The 20624-nt window shown below is 69.8% G+C and carries 15 protein-coding genes and 1 pseudogene; 11 read left to right on the top strand and 5 right to left on the bottom strand.

Annotated elements, in window-relative coordinates:
- Positions 1 to 3: 3 nt before the first annotated feature.
- Positions 4 to 1740, bottom strand: coding sequence for a glycerol-3-phosphate dehydrogenase/oxidase (locus TU34_RS16670; RefSeq protein WP_045824023.1), 1737 nt, complete (start codon positions 1738 to 1740; stop codon positions 4 to 6).
- A gap of 49 nt (positions 1741 to 1789) precedes the next feature.
- The gene (gene glpK, locus TU34_RS16665) at positions 1790 to 3304 is read right to left on the bottom strand and encodes a glycerol kinase GlpK (protein WP_045824022.1); all 1515 of its coding nucleotides are present in this window, start codon (positions 3302 to 3304) and stop codon (positions 1790 to 1792) included.
- Between the two features lie 155 nt (positions 3305 to 3459).
- Here glpK (TU34_RS16665) and TU34_RS16660 point away from each other — a divergent pair, with 155 nt between their 5' ends.
- Both TU34_RS16660 and glpK (TU34_RS16655) read left to right on the top strand, forming a co-directional pair.
- Positions 3460 to 4248 (top strand): IclR family transcriptional regulator, encoded by a 789-nt coding sequence (locus tag TU34_RS16660; RefSeq protein ID WP_045824021.1) that lies wholly within the window; start codon positions 3460 to 3462, stop codon positions 4246 to 4248.
- Positions 4245 to 5762, top strand: coding sequence for a glycerol kinase GlpK (gene glpK, locus TU34_RS16655; RefSeq protein ID WP_045824020.1), 1518 nt, complete (start codon positions 4245 to 4247; stop codon positions 5760 to 5762). The genes TU34_RS16660 and glpK (TU34_RS16655) overlap by 4 nt, the downstream gene beginning before the upstream one ends.
- Positions 5763 to 5766: 4 nt before the next feature.
- Here glpK (TU34_RS16655) and TU34_RS16650 read toward each other — a convergent pair whose 3' ends face one another.
- The 3 genes from TU34_RS16650 to TU34_RS16640 form a co-directional block, all read right to left on the bottom strand.
- Positions 5767 to 9363: a WD40 repeat domain-containing protein gene (locus tag TU34_RS16650; RefSeq protein ID WP_045824019.1), complete on the bottom strand. Its 3597-nt coding sequence runs from the start codon at positions 9361 to 9363 to the stop codon at positions 5767 to 5769.
- 253 nt (positions 9364 to 9616) lie between these two features.
- Entirely contained in the window at positions 9617 to 10312 is a 696-nt protein-coding gene (locus tag TU34_RS16645) for a TetR/AcrR family transcriptional regulator (RefSeq protein WP_045824072.1), read from the bottom strand.
- Positions 10313 to 10325: 13 nt separating this feature from the next.
- The gene (locus TU34_RS16640; protein ID WP_045824018.1) at positions 10326 to 11561 is read right to left on the bottom strand and encodes a CaiB/BaiF CoA transferase family protein; all 1236 of its coding nucleotides are present in this window, start codon (positions 11559 to 11561) and stop codon (positions 10326 to 10328) included.
- Between the two features lie 192 nt (positions 11562 to 11753).
- Between TU34_RS16640 and TU34_RS16635 the strand changes: the two are divergent.
- The 9 genes and pseudogenes from TU34_RS16635 to TU34_RS16595 all read left to right on the top strand — a co-directional run.
- Positions 11754 to 12590: pseudogene (locus TU34_RS16635) on the top strand (MlaE family ABC transporter permease); the annotation flags it as partial.
- A gap of 82 nt (positions 12591 to 12672) precedes the next feature.
- A complete protein-coding gene (locus TU34_RS16630) occupies positions 12673 to 13464 on the top strand; it encodes an ABC transporter permease (RefSeq protein WP_238981365.1) in 792 nt (263 codons plus the stop codon).
- A complete protein-coding gene (locus TU34_RS16625) occupies positions 13464 to 14702 on the top strand; it encodes an MlaD family protein (protein WP_052688992.1) in 1239 nt (412 codons plus the stop codon). Before TU34_RS16630 ends, TU34_RS16625 begins: the two co-directional genes overlap by 1 nt.
- Complete coding sequence (locus TU34_RS16620; RefSeq protein ID WP_238981358.1) at positions 14617 to 15600, top strand: MlaD family protein; 984 nt, start codon at positions 14617 to 14619, stop codon at positions 15598 to 15600. The genes TU34_RS16625 and TU34_RS16620 overlap by 86 nt, the downstream gene beginning before the upstream one ends.
- Positions 15597 to 16601 carry an MlaD family protein gene (locus tag TU34_RS16615; RefSeq protein ID WP_052688991.1) on the top strand — a complete coding sequence of 335 codons (1005 nt, stop codon included), beginning with the start codon at positions 15597 to 15599 and terminating at the stop codon, positions 16599 to 16601. Before TU34_RS16620 ends, TU34_RS16615 begins: the two co-directional genes overlap by 4 nt.
- Before the next feature lies 1 nt (position 16602).
- Positions 16603 to 17739: an MlaD family protein gene (locus TU34_RS16610; protein ID WP_052688990.1), complete on the top strand. Its 1137-nt coding sequence runs from the start codon at positions 16603 to 16605 to the stop codon at positions 17737 to 17739.
- Positions 17736 to 18800, top strand: a complete 1065-nt coding sequence (locus tag TU34_RS16605; RefSeq protein WP_238981357.1) for an MlaD family protein — start codon at positions 17736 to 17738, stop codon at positions 18798 to 18800. The genes TU34_RS16610 and TU34_RS16605 overlap by 4 nt, the downstream gene beginning before the upstream one ends.
- 8 nt (positions 18801 to 18808) lie before the next feature.
- Positions 18809 to 19744, top strand: coding sequence for an MlaD family protein (locus tag TU34_RS16600; RefSeq protein WP_238981356.1), 936 nt, complete (start codon positions 18809 to 18811; stop codon positions 19742 to 19744).
- Between the two features lie 319 nt (positions 19745 to 20063).
- Complete coding sequence (locus TU34_RS16595) at positions 20064 to 20525, top strand: hypothetical protein (protein WP_238981355.1); 462 nt, start codon at positions 20064 to 20066, stop codon at positions 20523 to 20525.
- Positions 20526 to 20624 lie beyond the last annotated feature (99 nt).

The following is a 20624-nucleotide window of genomic DNA, read 5'->3' as shown; positions in this document are numbered from 1 at the left end:
CGCTCACGCGGAGACGTCGGCGACGGCGGCGGAGCCGCGAACACCTGGCGCGCCCATGCGGGCGGCGTCGGCGGTCGCGTCATCGGGCTGACGCTGCGACTCGATCTCCGCCGCGACACGCGCACGGTAGTTCTCGATCTCCCGCGCGCGCTGATCGGCATCCCAGCCCAGCGGGCCGGCGACGATGTCGGCGACCTCCACCGCGGCACCGGTACCGCGGTCGGTGGTCTCGATCGACATACGCGTACGCCGCGCGAGGATGTCGACGAGGTGCAGGGCGCCCTCGTGGGTGACCGCATAACGGATCTCGGCACCGAGGTACCGGTTGTCGCTCGCGGCGACCGGGCGGGCCAGCTCGGGCTCGGCGGCGATGATCGCGAAGATCTCCGAGATCGCGCTGCCGTAGCGGTGCAGGAGGTGCTCGACGGTCTTCACCGGCAGGTCGTGCTCGTTGGCCAGACGCACCCGTGCCTCCCACAGGTCGTCGTACCCGTCGGCGCCGATGAGCGCGACGCGGTCGGTCCGCGACGGCTCGACACCGCGCACACCCTCGACCGCGGCATCGATGGCGTCGGCCGCCATCACCCGGTAGGTGGTGTACTTGCCGCCCGCGATCACGGTGAGACCCGGCGCGGCCGGGACCACGGCGTGCTCGCGCGAGAGCTTGCTGGTCTGATCGGACTCGCCGGCCAGCAGCGGACGCAGGCCCGCGTACACGCCGACGATGTCGTCGCGCACCAGCGGCTTCTCCAGCATCACGTTGACCTCGGCCAGGATGTAGTCGAGATCGGCGCTGCTCGCCGCGGGGTGCGCGAGATCGAGGTTCCACTCGGTGTCGGTGGTGCCGATGATCCAGAAGTCGTCGCTCCACGGACACGGGATCACGAACAGCAGGCTCTTCTCGGTCTCGGTGATGAGGCCGACCTCGGAGTCGATGCGGTCGCGCGGGACCACGATGTGCACGCCCTTCGACGCCTTGACGCGCAGTCCGCTGGTGGTGCCCACCATCTCCTGCAGCTCGTCGGTCCACACGCCCGCGGCGTTGACCACGTGCTTCGCCCGGACCTGGATCTGCTCGCCGGACTCGAGATCCTCGATGCGGGCGCCGACGACGCGGTCGCCTTCACGCAGGTAGCTGGTCACGCGGGCGCTCGAGGCACACAGTGCGCCGTAGCTCGCCGCGGTGCGCGACAACATCATCGTGTGCCGGGCGTCGTCGACCTGACCCTCGTAGAACAGCACGCCGCCGCGGATGGTGCCGCGCTTGGCGCCGGGGAAGATCGAGAACGTCTTCTTCTTGCCGATGTGCCGGAGGTGATGGGGCACACCGCGTCCCGCGCCGAGGATGTCGTAGAAGCCGATGCCGGCGCCGGCGTAGGCACGGTCGTAAACGGGGGTGACGAGCGGGAAGATGAACTCCACTGGACGCACGAGATGCGGCGCGACGGTGTTGAGCATCAACTTGCGCTCGCGCAGCGCCTCGAAGACGAGGGAGAAGTTGAGCTGCTTGAGGTAGCGCAGACCGCCGTGGAACAGCTTCGAGCTCCGGCTCGAGGTGCCGGCGCCGTAGTCGATGGCCTCTACGAGGCCGACGCGCAGACCGCGGGTGGCGGCGTCGAGGGCGGCGCCGCCACCGACGACACCACCTCCGATGACGAGCACGTCGAGCTCCTGGGCCGCCATCGACGCGAGTGCGGAGCGGCGCGATTCGGGGTTGAGGGCTATGGGTTGCAAGGTCATGCGAGTGTTCTCCTGATGATGAGATGTGACGGTGCCGTGGGCATGTGGATCACACGTCGACCCAGTCGAGGGTGCGGGTGACCGCCTTCTGCCAGCGGCCGTAGTAGTCGGCGCGTTCGTCCTCGGTCCAGTGCGGCTCCCAGCGGGAGTCCTCTTTCCAATGGGTCTCGAGCTCGTCGGTGTTCGCCCAGAACCCGACCGACAGCCCGGCGGCGTAGGCGGCGCCGAGCGCCGTGGTCTCGGCGACCACCGGTCGGCTCACGGGGATGCCGAGCACGTCGGACTGGATCTGCATGCACAGCGAGTTGGCGGTGACGCCGCCGTCGACGCGCAGCACCTCCAGCTTCACCCCGGAGTCCTTCTCCATCGCGTCGGCGACGTCGCGGCTCTGGTAGCAGATGGATTCCAGTGTGGCCCGGGCGATGTGGGCGTTGTTGTTGAAGCGGGACAGCCCGACGATCGCGCCGCGGGCATCCGACCGCCAGTAGGGGGCGAAGAGTCCGGAGAACGCGGGCACGAAGTAGACGCCACCGTTGTCGGGGACCTCGCGGGCGAGCGATTCGCTCTGTGCCGCACCGGAGATGATGCCGAGCTGATCGCGCAGCCACTGCACGGCCGAGCCGGTGACCGCGATCGAGCCCTCCAGCGCGTACACGGGCGGCTGGTCACCGAACTGGTAGCAGACGGTGGTCAACAACCCGTTCTTCGACCGCACCAGCTTCTCGCCGGTGTTGAGCAGCAGGAAGTTTCCCGTGCCGTAGGTGTTCTTGGCCTGACCGGGCGAGAAGCACACCTGGCCCACCATGGCGGCCTGCTGGTCGCCCAGCGCACTGGCGATGGGGACCTCGCCGGCCAGCGGGCCGGTCCGGGTGGTGTGACCGTAGGGCTCGCTCGGCGACGACGGCACGATCGTCGGCAGCATGGCCTTGGGGATGTCGAACAGGGCGATGAGTTCGTCGTCCCAGTCGAGGGTCTCGAGGTTCATCAGCATGGTGCGGCTGGCGTTGGTGACGTCGGTGACGTGGACGCCGCCGTCGACGCCGCCGGTCAGGTTCCAGATCACCCAGGTGTCGATGGTCCCGAACAGCGCGTCGCCCGCCTCGGCGTCGGCCCGGACACCCTCGACGTTCTCGAGGATCCACTGCGCCTTGCCGGCGGCGAAGTAGGTGGCCGGCGGGATGCCCGCCTTCTCGCGGATGATGTCTCCCGCGCCGGACCGCTCGAGCGCCGAGGCGATCTTGTCGGTGCGGGTGTCCTGCCAGACGATGGCGTTGTAGTATGGCCGACCGGTGTTCTTGTTCCACACGACGGTGGTCTCACGCTGGTTGGTGATGCCCAGCGCGGCGAGGTCGGTGGCCTTGAGGTTCTTCTTGCGCAACCCGTTCTGCAGCACCGACGAGGTCCGCTCCCAGATCTCGATCGGATCGTGCTCGACCCAGCCGGCCTGCGGCATCACCTGTTCGTGCTCGAGCTGGTGGCGCGCGACCTCGGCGCCCTTGTGGTCGAAGATCATGAAGCGGGTACTGGTCGTACCCTGGTCGATGGCGCCTACGTAGCTGGTCATGGGTCCTTTTCCGTCAGTCACAACGCTGTGTGGGGAAAATCGAGAACCGGTGATCTGGATCTCACCGTGACTCTGACGGTATGCACCGGCATGCGGTGTGACGAGAGACAGCGTTCGGCATTGTCGAACGGCCCGCAGCGGGTAGCGTCGGCCACGTGCCGGGTCTCATCCAGTCGGTCGAACGTGCCACCGCGGTGATGCATCTGTTGGCCGCGCGCGACGAGCCGATGACCCTGGCCGAGATCGCCTCCGCGGTCGGCGTCGTGAAGTCCACCGCGCACGGCCTGGTGCGCACCTTGGTGGCCGGCGGGGTGGTCGATCAGGACGAACGCAGTGGTCGATACCGCCTGGCCGACGATCCGTTCGGCCCGCGCCGCGACGTGTGGGATGTCAACGAGATCCGGTCGCGTGCCCTCAACTGGACCGACGCGTTGGCGTCGCGGTCGACGATGGCCACGCAGGTGACGGTGGTGCGGGGCGGCGCCGTGCAGGTGGTGCACGACGTGCTCGCAACCCGCGGAGCCGGTGCCCGACCGCTGATGACCGGTTCGGTGGTGCCCGCACACGCCGGTGCCCTGGGGCGTGTCCACCTGGCCTACGACGCGCACCTCGCGCGGTCGGTGCTGCGGACCGACCTCGTGGCCCACACCCAGCGCACGATCGTCGACGCGGGCGTCCTGGTCGCCGAGCTCGCGCGTGTCCGCGACACCGGATGGGCGGTCGCGGTGGGTGATCTCGTCCACGACCAGGCCGCGGTGGCCGCCCCGATCCGCGACGCCGGCGGCACGGTGATGGCCGCGGTGGGTGTGATGGGGGGTGTCGACGACATCTGCGGTCGTGGTGAGCTCCCGCGCACCGCGATCGCGGACAACGTGATCAGCGCGGCCCGATCGATCTCCCGGGAACTCGGGCACGGTGTCGCGACCGGGGGGCGGATCCGGTGAGCACTCGCTACGTCGCCGCGATCGACCAGGGCACCACCTCGACCCGCTGCATCGTCTACGACCGCGGGGGTGTGCTGGTGTCGGTGGCCCAGCGCCGACACCGCCAGTACTTCCCCCGGCCGGGCTGGGTCGAGCACGACGCCTCGGAGATCTGGTCACTGGTGCGCCTGCTGATCCCCGAGGCGCTGCGGTCGGCGGGCGCGACGGCCGAACAGATCGTGGGTCTCGGGATCACCAACCAGCGTGAGACGACGGTGATCTGGGACCGCGAGACCGGGATCCCCCTGCACCGGGCCATCGTCTGGGAGGACACACGCACATCCGATCTCGTCGAGGACCTCCGGTCGCACGGCCACGCCGACGAGCTCCAGCGCCGCAGCGGGACGCCGCTGTCGAACTACGTCTCGGCACCGAGGCTGCGGTGGCTGCTCGACACGGTCCCCGGGGCGCGTGAGGGGGCGCGGGCGGGACGTGTCCTGTTCGGCACCATGGACAGCTGGTTGGTGTGGAACCTGACCGGTGGGCCCGACGGCGGTCTGCACGTCACCGACCCCACCAACGCCGGACGCACCATGCTGATGAACATCGAGACCGGTCGGTGGGACCGGGAGCTGTTGGCCGCGTTCGACATCCCCGAGCAGATGCTGCCCGACATCCGTCCCTCGCTGAGCGCGGTGGGGGTGACCACCGAACCGGTCGCGGGGGTCGCGATCACCACGATGATCGGCGACCAGCAGTCGGCGCTGGTGGGGCAGACGGCGCTGGAGAGCGGCGAATCGAAGTACACCCTCGGCACGGGTGGCTTCCTGCTGTTCAACACCGGTGCCGAGCTGGTGCGTTCGCGCAACGGCCTGATCACGACCGTCGCCTACCAGATCGACGGCGAACCCCTCTGTTACGCGCTGGAGGGCTCGAACCCGACCGCAGGCGCGTTGGTCGAGTGGCTCAAGGAGAACCTCGGGCTGATCGAGACCGCGGCGGCGATCGAGACCCTCGCGGGCACCGTCGCTGACAACGGCGGCTGCTACATCGTGCCGGCGTTCTCGGGTCTGCATGCGCCGCACTGGGTGTCGGGCAGTCGGGGACTGATCGTCGGTCTCACGGCCTATGTCACCCGGGGTCATCTCGCGCGGGCGGCGTTGGAGACGAACGCTTTCGGGGCGCAGGCCATGATCGCGGCGGTCAACGACGATCTCACCGCCGCCGATGCCGCGACCCGCCTGACCGAGCTCGTCGTCGACGGCGGGATGACCGCCAACAACCTCCTGATGCAGATGATCGCCGACATCTGCGGGCTGCCCGTGGTGCGTCCGCGGATGGCCGAGGCCGTCGCCCTCGGTGCGGCCTACGGTGCCGGTCTCACCGCCGGGTTCTGGACCGACACCGCGCAGCTGCGCCGCAACTGGCAGGCCGCCGCCCGGTGGTCGCCGCGGATGCCGGCCGACGAGCGGGATCGTCAGGTCGCGACGTGGGCGCGTGCGGTCGAGCTGTCGTCGAACTGGCGGCCCGCCTAGGGCGTCAGGGCGTCGCGCACCCGTCCGACGCCGTCGCCCGGCACACCTGTGCGGCGACGTCGTCGGTGCGCAACGACCAGAACTGTTGCGCGCCTCCGTCGCCGGTGACGAGTACGGTGTCGTCGCCGAGTGCGGTCAGCCGCGCGGGGCCCTGATCGGCGGTGCCGTAGAGGTTGCCGACCCGACGCACCGAACCGTCGGCGCCGATGCGGTGCACGGTGCCGTCGGCCGACGCCGTGGCCGTCGTGGTGCCCAGGGCGACGATCGAGGTGACCGCCCACCGACCCAGCGGGGTCCGCGGTCCGACCTGCCCGCCGGTGTCGGCCCGGTAGCGGGTGATGCCGCCGGTGCTGTCACCGACGACGACATCGCCGTCGACGTAGCCGAGCGCGGTGACCGGCGAGCCCGGGGTGAGCCGACCCGAGACCTGACCGGTGCCCGACGGGGTGAGGCGGGTGCGGAGGACGCCGGTGGAGCCGCCGAGCGCGATCTGTCCGGCGTCGGCCGAGAACGCCACCGCGACGACCGGTGCTCCACCGAGATCGAGGTCGGCGACCGGGGTGAGGCCGCGACGATCGACGCCGTAGACGCCCACGGAGGTGTTGCCGCGCAGGCTCATCGCCAGCATCGACGACGTGGGGCTGAACCGGATGGTGCCCACCGGCTGCGGTCCGAGCGCGACGGGCGCACCGACCGCGAGGGGGGCACCGGGACCGGAGACGTCCCACAGCTGGGCGAGGTGCCCGGCGTCGACGGTCATCATCCATCGGCCGTCGGGGCTCATCGCCGCACCGTCGAAGTGATCGGGGGCGTCGATGACCAACCCGCCCAACGGCACCGACGGATCGGCGGCGTTCCACACCTGCACCGGTCCGTCGACGAACGACGTCGCGCACGCGGCCTTGGCCGTCGAACACGCCGGGGTCGCGACGCCACCGAAACCACCGTCGAGCAAACCGCGCGGCAGCGACCACACCTGCGGCACACCGCTGCCCGTGGTGACCAGCGTCGAGGCGTCGGTGAAGCGCGCCGCGGCGATGGTCGTCGACTCCGACCGGAGGTCACCGGTGAGCACGCGGGGCAGACCGGCGTGCGTGACGTCCCAGACCCGTGTCGAGCCGTCGGCCGAGGTCACCGCGAGTCGGTGTCCGGTGGGTGCGAACGACAGGCTCGACACCCCGACGACGGTGTCGTCGACGCCGGGGTCGACGGCGCCCGACCGGCCGAGCCCCGGTCCGACCCGGGTCAGTCCCGACGCCGACAGCGAGGCGAGCGTGACCGAGCCCGAGGCGTCGGCGGCGGCGAGGGTGTCGCCTCCCGCGGTCACGGCGACCGCCGCGACCGGGTTGTCGAGCACCAGCCGGGCGTCGTCGGCGACGGGGGAACGGGGATCGGACAGATCCCACGCGGTGACGCGGCGATCGGCCGAACCGACCACGAGCGTCGGTGCGGCCGCGGGGGTGGCCGGGGGCGCGAACACCGCGGTGCGCGCGGCGGATCCGCCGGGAAGCGTCGCCAGGATGAGCGGCCGGCGTGGATCGTCGACGTCGATGACGCGTACCGCACCGGCGGCGTCGACGGCGGCGAGCCAGGGACGGTTCGGTGCGAACGTCAGCGACTCGACCGGTGCCGGTCCGTCGCCGACCACGACGGGTGCACCGGTGATCGCGCCCGCGGCGTCGACGGGCCACAGGCGCACCGCGCCGGCGTCACCGGCGGCGGCGAGCAGCGTGGCCCCCGCGTCGAGGGCGACCGACTGCGGTCCGCGGGCGGTGGTCGCGTCGTCGACGGTGGCGGTCACCGCGGCGTCCGGGCCGGTGATGCGGACGGTGCCGTCGGCCGAGGTGAGGGCCACACGGTCCGAGCGGGCGGATCCGGTGGTGGCGACCGCGACCGAGGGCGGCAGCGACGACAGCGGACGCGCCAAGGGCGTCGACTGCGTGGATAGCAACGCCGACTCGGCGCGCGGATCGCCGGGGGCGGCACGGAAGGCCTGCAGGGCCAGGCGTGCCGATGCGGTCGGATCGGAGGCGGTCGTCGCCCCGATCCGCGCGAGGGCGGCGTCGGTGCGGGCGGCGTCGCGCTCCGACGCCGTATGGCTGCCACCGATCACCGAGGTGACCGCGACGACGAGGAACACGACGGCGACGAACACGAGCACGCCGAGCAGCACGCGACGGCGGGATCGGCGCAACGCCGCCCGCTCGCGGGAACGGGCGAGGAACGCCTCGGCCGGCGCACCGAGGACGTCGACCGGTTCGACGGCGCGGTCGGCGGACTGCAGTCGCGCCTCGTCGTAGAGCTCGTCGGCGGGATGGCCGCCGGCGTCCCAGCGGCCGGCGTCGGCGATCACCGCGGCACGGATCGGGGCGTCGGCGCGGCGCTGCGCCGCCCAGTCGGCCAACCGGGGCCATGCGAAGAGCAGGGAGTCGTGGGTGAGTCGGAGCTGACCGTCGACGACCCGCACGATGTTCGCGCCGACCAGGTGGTCGATGACGGTGTCGAGACGACGGTGTCGGCCCAACCGGGTGTGCAGATCGGTCCGCGCGACGTCGGCCGCGACCACCTCGCCGTCGGCGGTGACGCGCACGGTCGCGAGCAGGACGAGCCGTGCCGTGCGCCGATCGGCCTCGGTGAGCCGGGTCCAGGCGCGTTCGGCGGTGTCGGCGACGACCGAGTCGAGCGGGTCCGAAACGCGGTAGGCGGCCACGGTCAGCGTGTCGTCGGCGCGGGTGCGCCAGAGGTGGTCCATCGTCATGCCGAGCGCGACGAGGTCCGGCGCGCCGGACTCGGCGGCGTGGAGATCGGCGATGATCTGGGGCCCGAGACCCGCCTCGACCGAGGCGCCACGGGTGCGGGCCGGCGATTCGATCGCGGCGAGGAGTTCGTCGTCGCTCATCGTGCGCACGACGACCGCGCGATCGTCGAGGGTGCCGACGAGCACCGGTTCGGCCACCGCGCGGGCGTAGAAGTCGGCGCGCAGGACGATGACGACCGCGAAACGTCGGTCGGCGGCGAAACGGTTTAGCGCGGCGAGGAATTCCGTACGCGTCGTGCGATCGCAGAGGGAGAACAGTTCCTCGGCCTGGTCGACGACCAGCAGGCACGCCGTGGCGTGGGGGTGATCGTCCGGATCGGCGGCACCGCGGGCGGCGTCGAGCGCGCTCATCGGCGCGGAGCCCGGGGTCATGGTGGCGACGGTGGCGGCGACACGCTCGCCGTCGCGTCGCAAACCGCTGCGGCGGACCTCGGGGACGAGTCCGGCGTGGACCAGTGAGGTCTTGCCCGCTCCGGTCGGACCGACGACGGTGACCAGACCGCCGCCGGGCACCGCGCGGACGTGCAGCCGACGCCACAGGTCGGTGCGGCCGAAGAAGATGTCGCCGTCGGCCTCGGAGTACGGGGTCAGGCTGCGATAGGGACCGGAATCGACGACCGGGTTCGCGACCGGCGCCGCGACGACCTCGGCGGTGGTGTCGGCATCGACGTCGGTGTCGGTGGTGTCCGAGGCGGTGGCGTCCGGTGCGGTGGCGTCCGGTTGAACGGGGGACGCGACCTCGCGCAGGTCGGCCCCGCCCCGCTCACGCCCGTCGTAGGACATGGTCGACCTCGTCGGCGGTCGGACGGGTCGCCGCCGGCGACCCCGCGTCCGATTCCGGGCACGGTTGAGCTCCGTGGTGTGTGTGCACGAGGTTCCCCCCTCGATCCGGTGGTCTCGCGACCGCCGGGATGTTTCCTACGGTCGGCCGATCGGCCGGTACCGCGTGTTCCCCGCCCGCCATTGTGGGCACACCCACTGCTTTTGTCCAATGGCAGCCCGGTGGGCGACGGCCGCGTCGACATAGTTTGTGTCGCTACGGATTCGGTGGTGGCGCATCGTTCTCGGCCGGATTGATCAGTCCGCGGCGCCAGATCTCGGTGAGCGTCATGATCGCGCTCTCCTCGTCCGGTGCGGAGTCGGACGTCGCCGATCGCTCCACGGCCTCGTCGCCGCCGGTGACGAACCATGTCCAACAGAAGGATTCGAGCATCGACACGATCGCCGAGGCGAACAGGTACTTGTCGAGCCCGATCCGCACCCCGGTGGCCTCGGCGGAACGGAAGACGGCCAGGACGGCGGAGATGCCCTCGGATCGCCGGTGGCGCCACCACTGCGCGAACTGCGGATCGGTCATCGACAACTGGAACGCGCCGATCATCTCCGGCAGGTAGTCGCGGTAGGAGCTCCAGTAGGCGCGCACGGCCTGCTCGACGTTCACCGCCGGGTCGGGTGTCAGATTGCGGCGCGTCTCGTCGAGCACCTGGGCTGCGAAGTCCCCGAGCAGCGCCTCGAGGAGCTGCTGCTTGCTGTCGTAGTAGTTGTAGAACGAACCGGTGGATCGCCCTGCGGCCGAGGCGATGTCGGATATCTTCGCCGTGAGGTAGCCCTTCTCGGCGAACACGGTCCGCGCCGCGTCGAGCAGCGCCCGCTCGGTGCGGCGACCCTTCGGCGTTGTCGCTCCCGAGCCATCCGGGGCATCGGGTGCGGCGGGATCGGGTGCGGTCGTCACCGTGGCCCCGCTGTCACACCACACCCGCTGCGCGCAGGTCGGCCAGCTGTTGCGCGTCGAGGAAATCGGCGTAGACCTCGGCATTGTGGTGTCCCGGGGTGGCCGGGCCGGCGCTGCGTACCGACCCCGGGGTGCCCAGGAGCTTGGGCACGACACCGGGTCCGAGCACCGTCTCGCCGATCCGCTCGTCGTGGTGGGCGACGATCATGTCGCGCGCGAGCATCTGCGGATCGGTGACGACCTCGGCGACGGTGTTGATCGGGCCGACCACCACCCCGGCGGCGGTGAGTGTCTCGATGAGGTCCTCGGTCGGCACGGTGGACGTCCACGCCTCGATCTCCGCGTCGAGCTCGTCCTGGTTGCGTCCACGCGCGATGTGGGTCGCGTAGCGCTCGTCGTCGGCCAGTTCGGGACGACCCATCGCCGCGCACAGTCGCCGGAACAGCGTGTCCTGGTTGGCGCCGATCACCACGAGTGACCCGTCGGCGCTCGGATAGATGTTCGACGGCGCGATGCCATCGAGGCGTGTGCCCGACGGACCACGGACCACTCCACCCATGTCGTAGTCGGGGATCGTCGACTCCTGCACGGCCAGGCAGGATTCGGTGAGCGCGCAGTCGACGACCTGTCCCTCGCCGGTGACCGTGCGGTGGTAGAGCGCCGCCAGAGCGCCCTGGACCGCGAACATCCCGGCGAGGGTGTCGCCGAGGGACAGTGCGAGGCGGGGCGGCCGTTGTCCCGGATAGCCGTTGAGATGGCGCAGACCGCTGACCGCCTCGGCGACCGACGCATATCCCGTGCGCGCCGAATCGGGTCCGGATTGTCCGTAACCGGAGACCCGTACGAGAATGATGCCCCGATTGCGTTCCCGCAGAACGTCGTAGCCGAGGCCGAACCGTTCGAGGGTCCCCGGCCGGAAGTTCTCCACGATGATGTCCGCGGTCGCCACCATGTCGAGGAACAGGGCCCGACCGCGTTCGTCGCGCAGATCGAGGGTGACCGCGCGCTTGTTGCGCGCGTGCACCGTCCACAGGAACCGATGGCCGTCCCGTTCGGCCTGTCCCCACCCGCGCAACGGATCCGGGGAGCCCGGCGCCTCGAACTTGATGACGTCGGCCCCCATGTCGCCGAGCAGGCGGGCGCCGAACGGGCCCGCGATCAGCGTGCCGAGTTCGAGGACCCGGACACCGTCGAGTGCGCCGCGGCCGGAGGGCGTCGCAGGCGTGTCCTGCGGGTGCGATTCGGTCATGGTGCCAGGGTGCCACCCGCGTTCGGCGCAGCGTGGACGGCGTGCTCGTGGGACGCCGTCACCATCGACCGGACGGTTCCCGGTCAGGCGTCCAACGAACCGCGCCAAAAGAAGCAAAACTCACATCGCAACCACTACAGTGACCACGATCACGGCGACGGTGAGTCGCGAAGAAGCGCGGGCAGGGGAGCGGTGGTGGCGGGTTCGGTGGGAGTCTCCCAACGCGGATCGTCGACCCTCGAGCGGTTCGTCGACGCCGTTCTGTCGGCGATCGCCACCCTCGGCCGCCTCATCGAGCTCACCGCCAGCTCGTTCGCCCATCTCCTCCGCGACATCGTCACCGGTCGCCACAAGTGGCGCGACACCCTCACCCAGACCAGTTTCTTCGCCGGCGTCGCCGGTATCCCCGCGGTGTTGGTCGCCATCCCGTTCGGCGTCATCCTCTCGGTCCAGGTCGGCAGCCTCACCCAGCAGCTCGGCGCGTCCTCGCTCGCCGGCGCGGCGGGCGCACTCGGCATCCTGCAGCAGGGTGCGCCGATCGCGTCGGCCCTGCTCATCGGTGGTGCCGTGGGGTCGGCCATCGCCGCCGACCTCGGTGCCCGCACCGTGCGCGACGAGATCGACGCGATGCGCACCATGGGTATCGACCCGGCTCGTCGGGTGGTCGCGCCGCGACTGCTCGCGGTCGTCTTCGTGGCGCCGCTGGTGTGTATGGAGATCATCTTCGTCGGCGTCACCGCCGGCTACTTCATCAACGTGTCGTTCCAGGGCGGCGCCCCCGGCAGTTAACTCGGCGGATTCGGGCAGTTCGCCGGGGTCGGTGATCTCGTCATCGCGATCGCGAAGTCCATCCTGTTCGGGATCGTGGTCGTGGCGATCGCCTGCCAGCGCGGCCTGGAGGCCCGGGGTGGTCCGCGCGGTGTCGCCGACGCCGTCAACGCCGCGGTCGTGCTCGGCGTCGTCGCGTCGTTCCTGCTCAATCTCGCCGTCACCCAGCTCGTCACGATGTTCGTGACGACGAAGGCGGGCTGGCCCGCATCGTCGGACTGCAGACGTATGCGAGGTCGCGGCGGTGGACGACGAACCTCGGCCGTGCCGCGGTCGTCCCGGTATCGGTGGTCGAACGCATCGGACACCAGTCCACTTCGTGTTCGACGTCCTGCGCTCGATCCCGCACGCCCTGCGCGTCTACCGCCGCCAGACCGGCGCGGTCCTGTCCGACCTCATGTGGGGATCGGGTGGCCTCATCGTCGGTGGCGGTTCGGTCGTGGTGCTCGTCGTGCTGGGACTGTCGGTGGGCGGGTCGATCGGCATCGAGTCGTTCGCGACGCTGAAGCTGTTCGGCATCGGCCCGCTGACCGGCTTCCTGTCGGCGTATGTGAACACCCGCGAGCTGGGACCGATCGTCGTCGCGATCGGATTCGCCGCCCAGGCGGGCTGTCGTATGACCGCCGAGATCGGGTCGATGCGGATCTCGGAGGAGATCGACGCCCTCGAGGCCCAGGCCATCCGCCCCATCCCGTTCGTGGTCAGCACACGGGTGATCGCCGGGATCGTCACGATCATCCCGTTGTTCCTCATCACCCTGATCCTCAGCTACCTGTCGTGCGCCTTCGTCGTCAACACCGTCAACGGGCAGTCACCGGGCACCTACTACCACTACTTCAACGCGTTCCTCGCCCCCGTCGACATGCTGTTCGCGGTTATCAAGGCCGTCGTCTTCGTCGTCGCGGTCATCCTCATCCACTGCTATCAGGGTTTCTACGCCAGCGGCGGACCAGAGGGTGTCGGCGTCGCCTCGGGCCGCGCCATCAAGAACAGCTTCGTCATCATCGTCGTCCTCGACATGCTGCTCACCCTCATCTTCTGGGGATCCGACGTCGGCTTCAGGTTCTCCGGCTGATGGCGTACCACGATCCGTCCGGGCGCGGCCCCTCACGCACGGCACTGCTGGCCCTCGGTGCGGCGACCCTGGTCGTCGTGCTGGTCCTCGCGATCCCGCTCACCCTGTACGCCCGCGGCGACTTCGACAGCACCGTGCGGGTGTCGGCGGTGGCCGACTCCGTGGGCGACGGTCTCGCGGCCGGCGGCGACGTGAAGTACCGCGGTCTCATCGTGGGACGGGTCGACGGGGTCACCGTCACCGACGACGGTCGCCAGGAGATCGCGATGTCGATCGACGCGAACCAGGCGTCGTCCATCCCCGACCGGGTGTCGGCCGCCTATGCACCGTCGAACCTGTTGGGCGTCACCGGGATCGAACTGCAGGCGGCCACCTCGACCGCGTCGGGTCCGACGCCGGGCGCGGGTCGCCTGCGCGATGGTGAACGGATCACCATCGGTGCGGACTCGACGAACGTGTCGGTGGCCGATCTGCTGCGCCAGGTGGGCGAGATCTCGACGACCATCACCGGTGACGAGTTCAGCCGCACCATCGACATCGCCGATCGGCTGGTCACCGCGGTGCAGCCGCTCGTGCGGTCCGGGCTCGACCTGCTCAACCTCGCCGCGTCCCGGCAGCAGATGCCGCTCGCGGAGTTCATCCGCATCCTCGGCCCGGTCACGCGCGGCGTCGCGGATCTCGAGGGGCCGTTCGACTCGGTGCTCATCAGCCTGACCCGGCAGACCGCCGCCTACACCGATCCCCGCGTGGTGAACTCGGTGAAGGACTCGCTGTCGGGACTGGTCACCACCGTCGGCGGCCTCGGCGGTCTCGTGCGCGACAACTACGACGGACTGGCCACCCTGCTCGACTTCCTGATCGTCACCGGATCGCCGCTGGGACAGACGCTGCGGTCGATCCCGCCAGCGGTCGGCGACGCGCGGGAACTGCTGGGCCGCCTGGAGAAGTCGATGCCCACCCAGAACGGGAAGGTCACCCTGCAGGTCGGGCTCACCGTCGCGCAGATGCCTCAGCTCGCGCCGTTCCTGCAGTGCTCGCGTCCCCGGCGCCGAAGGCCGCCCCGACGAGCCCGGCGCCGAAGGCCGCCCCGACGAGCCCGGCGCCGAACGCCGCCCCGAAGGCGGGTGGACGATGAGGCTCCGGCGTTCGTCGATGGTGTATCTGGCCCTGTTCGTGGTGGTGATGATCGGGGCCACCTGGGTCGTCGTCGGCGCCCTGTCGCCGTCGGTTCCCGGTGACCAGCGCACCGTGACCGCCGACTTCTCCGACGCCTCGGGTCTGTCATCGGGCAACGACGTCCGCCAGATGGGTGTGCGGGTGGGACGGGTGACGTCGGTGGAACTACATGACGACATCGCGCGGGTCACGTTCCGGACACAGAAATCGGTGCCGCTGTTCGACAACACCGACATCGCCATCCGCTATCTGAATCTGGTGGGCGAGCGGTATCTCGACGTGTTCACCGACGGTCCGGGCAGCGGCCGCGCCGACACCACCGAGGTGATCCCGACCGCCCGCACGATCCCGTCGTTCGACATCACCGCGCTGTTCAACGGTCTGCGGCCGGTGTTCAAGGTGCTCGACCCGGCCGAGATCAACGAGTTCACCGAGAACATCCTGGCCGTGGTGCAGGGTCGGGGGCCGGACCTGGGCTCGATCCTCGACAACTTGAACCAGGCGACGTCGTTGGTCGCCGACCGCTCGGACATGGTGGCGGCGTTCGTGACCGGCCTGGGGTCGGTGGCCAAGGAGATCCAGTACAAGTCGCCGCGGCTCAACGAACTGATCAGTCGCGCCGGAGACGCGTTGGGCGCGTTGGCCTCCGACCTCGACGGCACCGAGAGGTCGCTGACGCTCGCGGCGAGGGCGCTGACCCCGCTGCGTCTCGTCCTGCAGAGCCTCAACGGCGTCTACTACGGCAACTACGCCGACATCGACCGCCTGCTGCGCAAGTACATCCCGGCCACCAACGACGCCTCCGACCTGCTCGCGCGCATCCCCGGCGTCCTCGATTCGCTGCTCGCGTCGGTGAACTCGGCGACGAAGGCCTCCTACAGCTGCGGCCGCGGTCAGTCGGTCCCCGGACCGATCACCAGCGTGCTGCTCGCCGGCGCCCCGGTGGTGATCTGCCGATGAGCCCGCAGCTGACCCGACGTCGCGATGCCGCCGCCGTGCGTCGCCGGCAGGTGCTCTTCGGCCTCGGCGGCGTGGTGGTCATCGTGATCGTCGCCGCGGTCGCCGGACTGCTCTACGTGGTGCCCTTCGGATCGTCGGACATAACCGCCGATTTCACCTCGAGCGGGCAGATCCGGTCCGGTGACGAGGTGCGGGTCGCCGGCATTCCGGTCGGCGAGGTCAGGTCGGTGAAGGTGGTCGGCGACCACGTCGAGATCACCTTCGACGTCGACGACTCGGTCACCATGCGCGACGAGTCCACCGCCGACATCCGCCTGTCGACGGCCATCGGTGGGCACTACCTCGCGGTGACACCGAAGGGGACGTCGCCGCTGCGCGGTCACATCCCCCGGGAACGGACGTCGACGCCGTATGAGTTGACCGACGTCATCCGCGACTCGGGCGACGTGGTCGACAAGCTCGACGCCCAGACCGCGCGGGAGACCTTCTCGCAGGTGAACCTCTCCCTGCGAGGCCGGTCCGATGCGGTGCGCGACATCATCTCCCAGGTGTCGCAGGTGACGACCACCCTCGGTGACCGCGACCAGGACCTCGATCGCGCCATCGCCGTCACCGAGGAGTACATCGGCGCGCTGAACAACGGTCGGGCGAAGCTCGTGAACCTGCTGCGCCTGGTCGGGGTCATCGGGTACCGCTTCTATCAGTTCCGTGAGCAGGGTCTGCAGACCGTGCGCGGGGTCGATGCGCTGTTCGCCTTACTGCAGCCTCCGGTGGAAGACCTCTCGGGCACGATCGATCCGCAGATCGACAAGATCAAGGCCATCGTCGACCGGGTGCGGACCACGCTCACCGGATCGGGGCCGATCCTCGACAGGCTGACCGCCATCGCCAACCAGCTCGGGTCGGCGCTCGGGGTGTCGGGCACGCCCACCGTCGACCTGTCGAAGACCGTCGCCGACGCCCCGGCCCTGTGCATCCCGATGCCGGATCGGCGGTGTTGACGTGACCACCTCCGTGACATCGCCCGCCCCGTCGGGACTGCGCCGTTGGGCCACCCGGTCGGTCATCGTCGTCGCCATCGTGGCCGTGATCGCCGGATGCGTCGCCGCGGTCCGGGCGAACGACGACGCGTCGAGCACCGCGGGATGCGCGATCATGTCCGACTCGATCGGGCTCTACCCCGGTAGCAATCTCACCCTGCTCGGCGTCAACATCGGCAAGGTGACCGGCGTGGCACCGTCGAACGGCCATGTCCGCGTCGACTTCTCGATGGACTGGGCCACGAAGCTCCCCGCGGACGTGTCGGCGGTGACGACCTCGGACTCGATCGTCACCGATCGGCGCCTGGAGATCCCCACCAGCTACGTCGGTGGGGCCACCTGGGACACCAGGAACTGCATCCCCCTCGAGCGCACCCACACCCCGAAGAGTCTCAGCGAGGCGTTCTCGGCGTTCGACAAGCTCTCCGCGCAGCTGACCGACGCCGGTGGCCGCTCGCCCGAGCAGCAGCAGGCGGTGTGCACCGCCCTGGCGTCGGTCGACGACAGCCTCAAGGGCACCGCCGAGGATTTCAACCGGGCGGTCCAGGGACTCGGTGCCGCACTGGGTGATCCGCAACTGCGCGACACCCAGCTGCGGTCGCTGATCACCAACGGCCAGCAGCTCGCCGACTTCTTCGTGCAGCGGTGGCCCGACGTGCGACTCGCGGTCGACAACGTCGGCAAGTTCGCGACCGCACTGGGCGACCTGACACGCGAACTCAACCCCGCGCTCGTGCGGCTCACGTCGGTGGTCCCCAAGTTGGCGTCGAACCTGCAGCGTTTCGACCCGATCCTGTTCACCCTGCTCGGCCTCATCACACCGCTGGTGGAGCTCTTGCCGACCGACCAGATCGTGGCGCTGCTCAAGTCTCTGCCGCCGGTCATGTCGGCCCTGCAGGCGATGGCGCAGGACAAGCAGGCGGGTCTGGCGATCACGATCAAGCCCCCGCGTGTGCGGGTTCCCGTCGCCTCGGCCGGCGTCACCTGCGCCGCCCTCAACCGCGCCCTGGCCGGATCGTGCCGTGAGTCCCCGGGAGCGCGGGAGCCGGTCGACACCGACCTCGTCGCTCTCGTCCTCGGATCGGGAGGTATCCGATGATCGGCGACCGGCGTCGTGTGCGGCGCACCGTGATGGTGGTCGCGACACTCCTCGTCGCGTGGATGTCGGCGGCCTGCGGGATCCAGGTGACCGACCTGCCGCTGCCCGGGACACGGGTGTCGGGGGAGAGCAGGGCGTTGAAGATCGAGTTCAGCAACGTGTTGAACCTGCCCGCCCGGAGCAAGGTGTTGCTCAACGGCACCAAGGTCGGGGTGTTGCGGTCGGTCGGCATCGGCGGAACGGCGACCTCGCCGGTGGCCGTCGCCACGGTCGACATCGCGTCCGACGTCGACGTGCCGCAGGGCACCCGCGCCGCGCTCGAGCAGTCGACGCTTCTCGGCGACATCTACATCTCACTGACCCCGCCCGCATCCGGCGGTGGCGTCCGGCTCGGGAACGGGGCGACGATCCCGTTGTCGCAGACCACGGTGACCCCGGCCGTCGAGGACCTGCTGGGCGGTATCGCCGCGCTGGCCAACGGCGGCACACTGGAGAAGATCCAGCGCACCGTCGACAAGGCGAACACCGCGTTCCCAGAGAACAAGGGTGAACGCGACAAGGGCATCGAGACCTCCCGCGAACTGATCGCCCGCATCGTCGAGAACTCCTCGTCGGTGGGGGAGATCCTCGATTCGCTCGGCGTTCTGGGCCGTTCGGTGCAGGCCGAGGGACCCGGGCTCGGCTTCGCGCTCGACGTCGGCCCCGAACGCATCGGCGGGGCACTGGTGTCGTTCGTCGGGTTCGCGAAGGTGTTGACCTCCCTGGGTTTCCAACTGACCAGCGTCACGAAGCTGTTCGGTCCGCGCTATCAGCAGCTGGTGGGGTTGATCGACACCGCCAATCCGCTCGTCGACCTCGCGGTGTCACTCGATGCGTCGGCACCGTCGGACATCGCCCGGCTGGACGCGCTCGTGAACGACAAGATCCTGCCGCTGCTGGCGAGCCCGTCGGTGAACATCGTCGACATCACCTCCCCGCGCGGCCTGTCGACGCCGACCGCGTCGAACGACCAGATCCGCACCGTGGCATCGACACTGCGGATGATCGGCGCGATGCGATGAGGATCGGCGTGCGCACGTCACTGGTGCTGCTGGTGGTCGTCTCGGTGGCGTTGGCGGCCTACCTGGGGATCGGGATCCTCAAGCTGAAGCCGTTCGCCGACACCGACACCGTCACCGTGGAGATGGCGTCGTCGGGTGGACTGCTGCCCCGTTCGCGGGTGCTCTACAACGGCATCGAGGTCGGCCATGTCACCGACATCGCGGTCCGTCCCGACGGATTGCGCGCGACGCTGTCGATCGACGCCGGGTACGACATCCCCGCCGACGCCGAGGTGACCGTGGCGAACCTGTCGCTGGTCGGCGAGCAGTACGTCGACTTCAGTTCCACCCGCGCCACCGGTCCGTACCTGCGTGACGGTGCGGTGTTGAGCCGCAACGTGATCACGCAGGCGACGGTCGGGGAGACGCTGACCAATCTGCAACGGCTGGTCGGCCAGATCGACCCGAAGCGGCTGCTCAGCATCGCGAACACCATCAACGCCGGGTACATCGGCCGCGAGGACGACATCACGAAACTCGGCGAGTTCTCGAATCAGTTCTCGCGCACCGTCACCACCCAGCGCACCGAGTTCTCGGACCTGTTCGACACCGCACAGGAATTCGTCCGCAAGGCCGACGGTATCGGCCCGCCGCTGTCGTCGGGATCGAGGGCCCTCGGGACGAATCAGGCGTCGATCACCGCATTGTTCGGGCTGTTCCCGGGGCTGGCGAGCGCGACGAACGGTGCGGTGGCGTGGGATCAGGTGATCAACCCGTTCGTCACCAAACTCAGCGAGTACCTGCAACGCATCCTGCCCAAGGTGACACCACCGCTCGGGGTCCTGTTGCCCCTGATCTCCCAGATCGCCCCCGCCACCAACATCGACATCGCGTCGTTCGTCGAACGTGGCCTGCAGATCGTCGACGAGAACGGCGTCGTACGGTTCCGCGTGGCCACCAAGTAGCGTCGGCCGCATGCACAAGGAGTTGACTGCCAGTGTCTGAGTCGGGCAAGCCGGACGAGGAGAAGTCTGCCTCGGAGTTCTCCGGACTCGACGGGCGTTCGCCCCGCACGCCGGAAACGCCGAAACCCGAGAAGTCCGCCTCGCCCACGGAACCGGTCGAGACCACCTCGGTGACCGCTGCCGCCGAGACCGCCGAGCCCACCACGACGACGGCCGCGAGCACCACCGCCGAAAGTCGTTCGCGACCGCGGGCGACTCGGCCCGTCGCCCCGGCCGGGGCCTGCTCGTCACCGCGGCCGTGCTGGTCGTGGTGCTGGCCGTGGCCACCACGGTCGCGATCGTCTCCGCGCTGGGCTACCGCGATGACTACCAGGGGCTGAAGACGCAGAACGCACAGGCCCAGCGGGCCGAGGATGTCGCGAGCGACTACGCCGTGAAAGCCGCCGAGATCGACTACCGCGACTTCGATCCCTGGTTCGCGGCGCTGAAGACCGGCGTCGACGACGCGATGATCAAACAGTTCGCCGACACCGAACCCGTTCTGCGACAACTGCTGGGGCAGCTGCAGTGGGTGTCGAAGGGCACGCTGGTCGGCAGCGACATCAAGTCGCAGAACAACGGCGTCTACGTGGTGCAGGTGTTCGTCGACGTACAGGTCACCAACGTCCAGTCACCCGGCGGGGTCAAGACCACTGCGCTGTACCCGATCACGGTCGACAAGAACAAGAACTGGGCCATCACCGACATCAGCGGAGGCGTCGCTCCACTCTCCACGAAGTAGGGCACCCCGCAACGCACTCGGCCCCCGTCCGCGATCTGCTCGCGAACGGGGGCCGAGGTGTCGACGGGCGTCGATCGCCGTCAGATCATCGTGACCATT

Origin of the sequence: Williamsia herbipolensis (assembly GCF_000964005.1) — a bacterium.
Lineage (GTDB): Bacteria > Actinomycetota > Actinomycetes > Mycobacteriales > Mycobacteriaceae > Williamsia_A > Williamsia_A herbipolensis.
This window is presented reverse-complemented; position numbering and strand designations above follow the sequence as displayed.

Bases quoted from the DNA above. Each gene is read 5' to 3' on its own strand.
- glpK (WP_045824022.1), bottom strand. From the start codon at position 3,304: ATGACCAGCTACGTAGGCGCCATCGACCAGGGTACGACCAGTACCCGC.
- TU34_RS16640 (WP_045824018.1), bottom strand. From the start codon at position 11,561: ATGACCGAATCGCACCCGCAGGACACGCCTGCGACGCCCTCCGGCCGC.
- TU34_RS16670 (WP_045824023.1), bottom strand. From the start codon at position 1,740: ATGACCTTGCAACCCATAGCCCTCAACCCCGAATCGCGCCGCTCCGCA.
- TU34_RS16620 (WP_238981358.1), top strand. From the start codon at position 14,617: ATGGTGTATCTGGCCCTGTTCGTGGTGGTGATGATCGGGGCCACCTGG.
- TU34_RS16605 (WP_238981357.1), top strand. From the start codon at position 17,736: ATGATCGGCGACCGGCGTCGTGTGCGGCGCACCGTGATGGTGGTCGCG.
- TU34_RS16625 (WP_052688992.1), top strand. From the start codon at position 13,464: ATGGCGTACCACGATCCGTCCGGGCGCGGCCCCTCACGCACGGCACTG.
- TU34_RS16650 (WP_045824019.1), bottom strand. From the start codon at position 9,363: ATGTCCTACGACGGGCGTGAGCGGGGCGGGGCCGACCTGCGCGAGGTC.
- TU34_RS16615 (WP_052688991.1), top strand. From the start codon at position 15,597: ATGAGCCCGCAGCTGACCCGACGTCGCGATGCCGCCGCCGTGCGTCGC.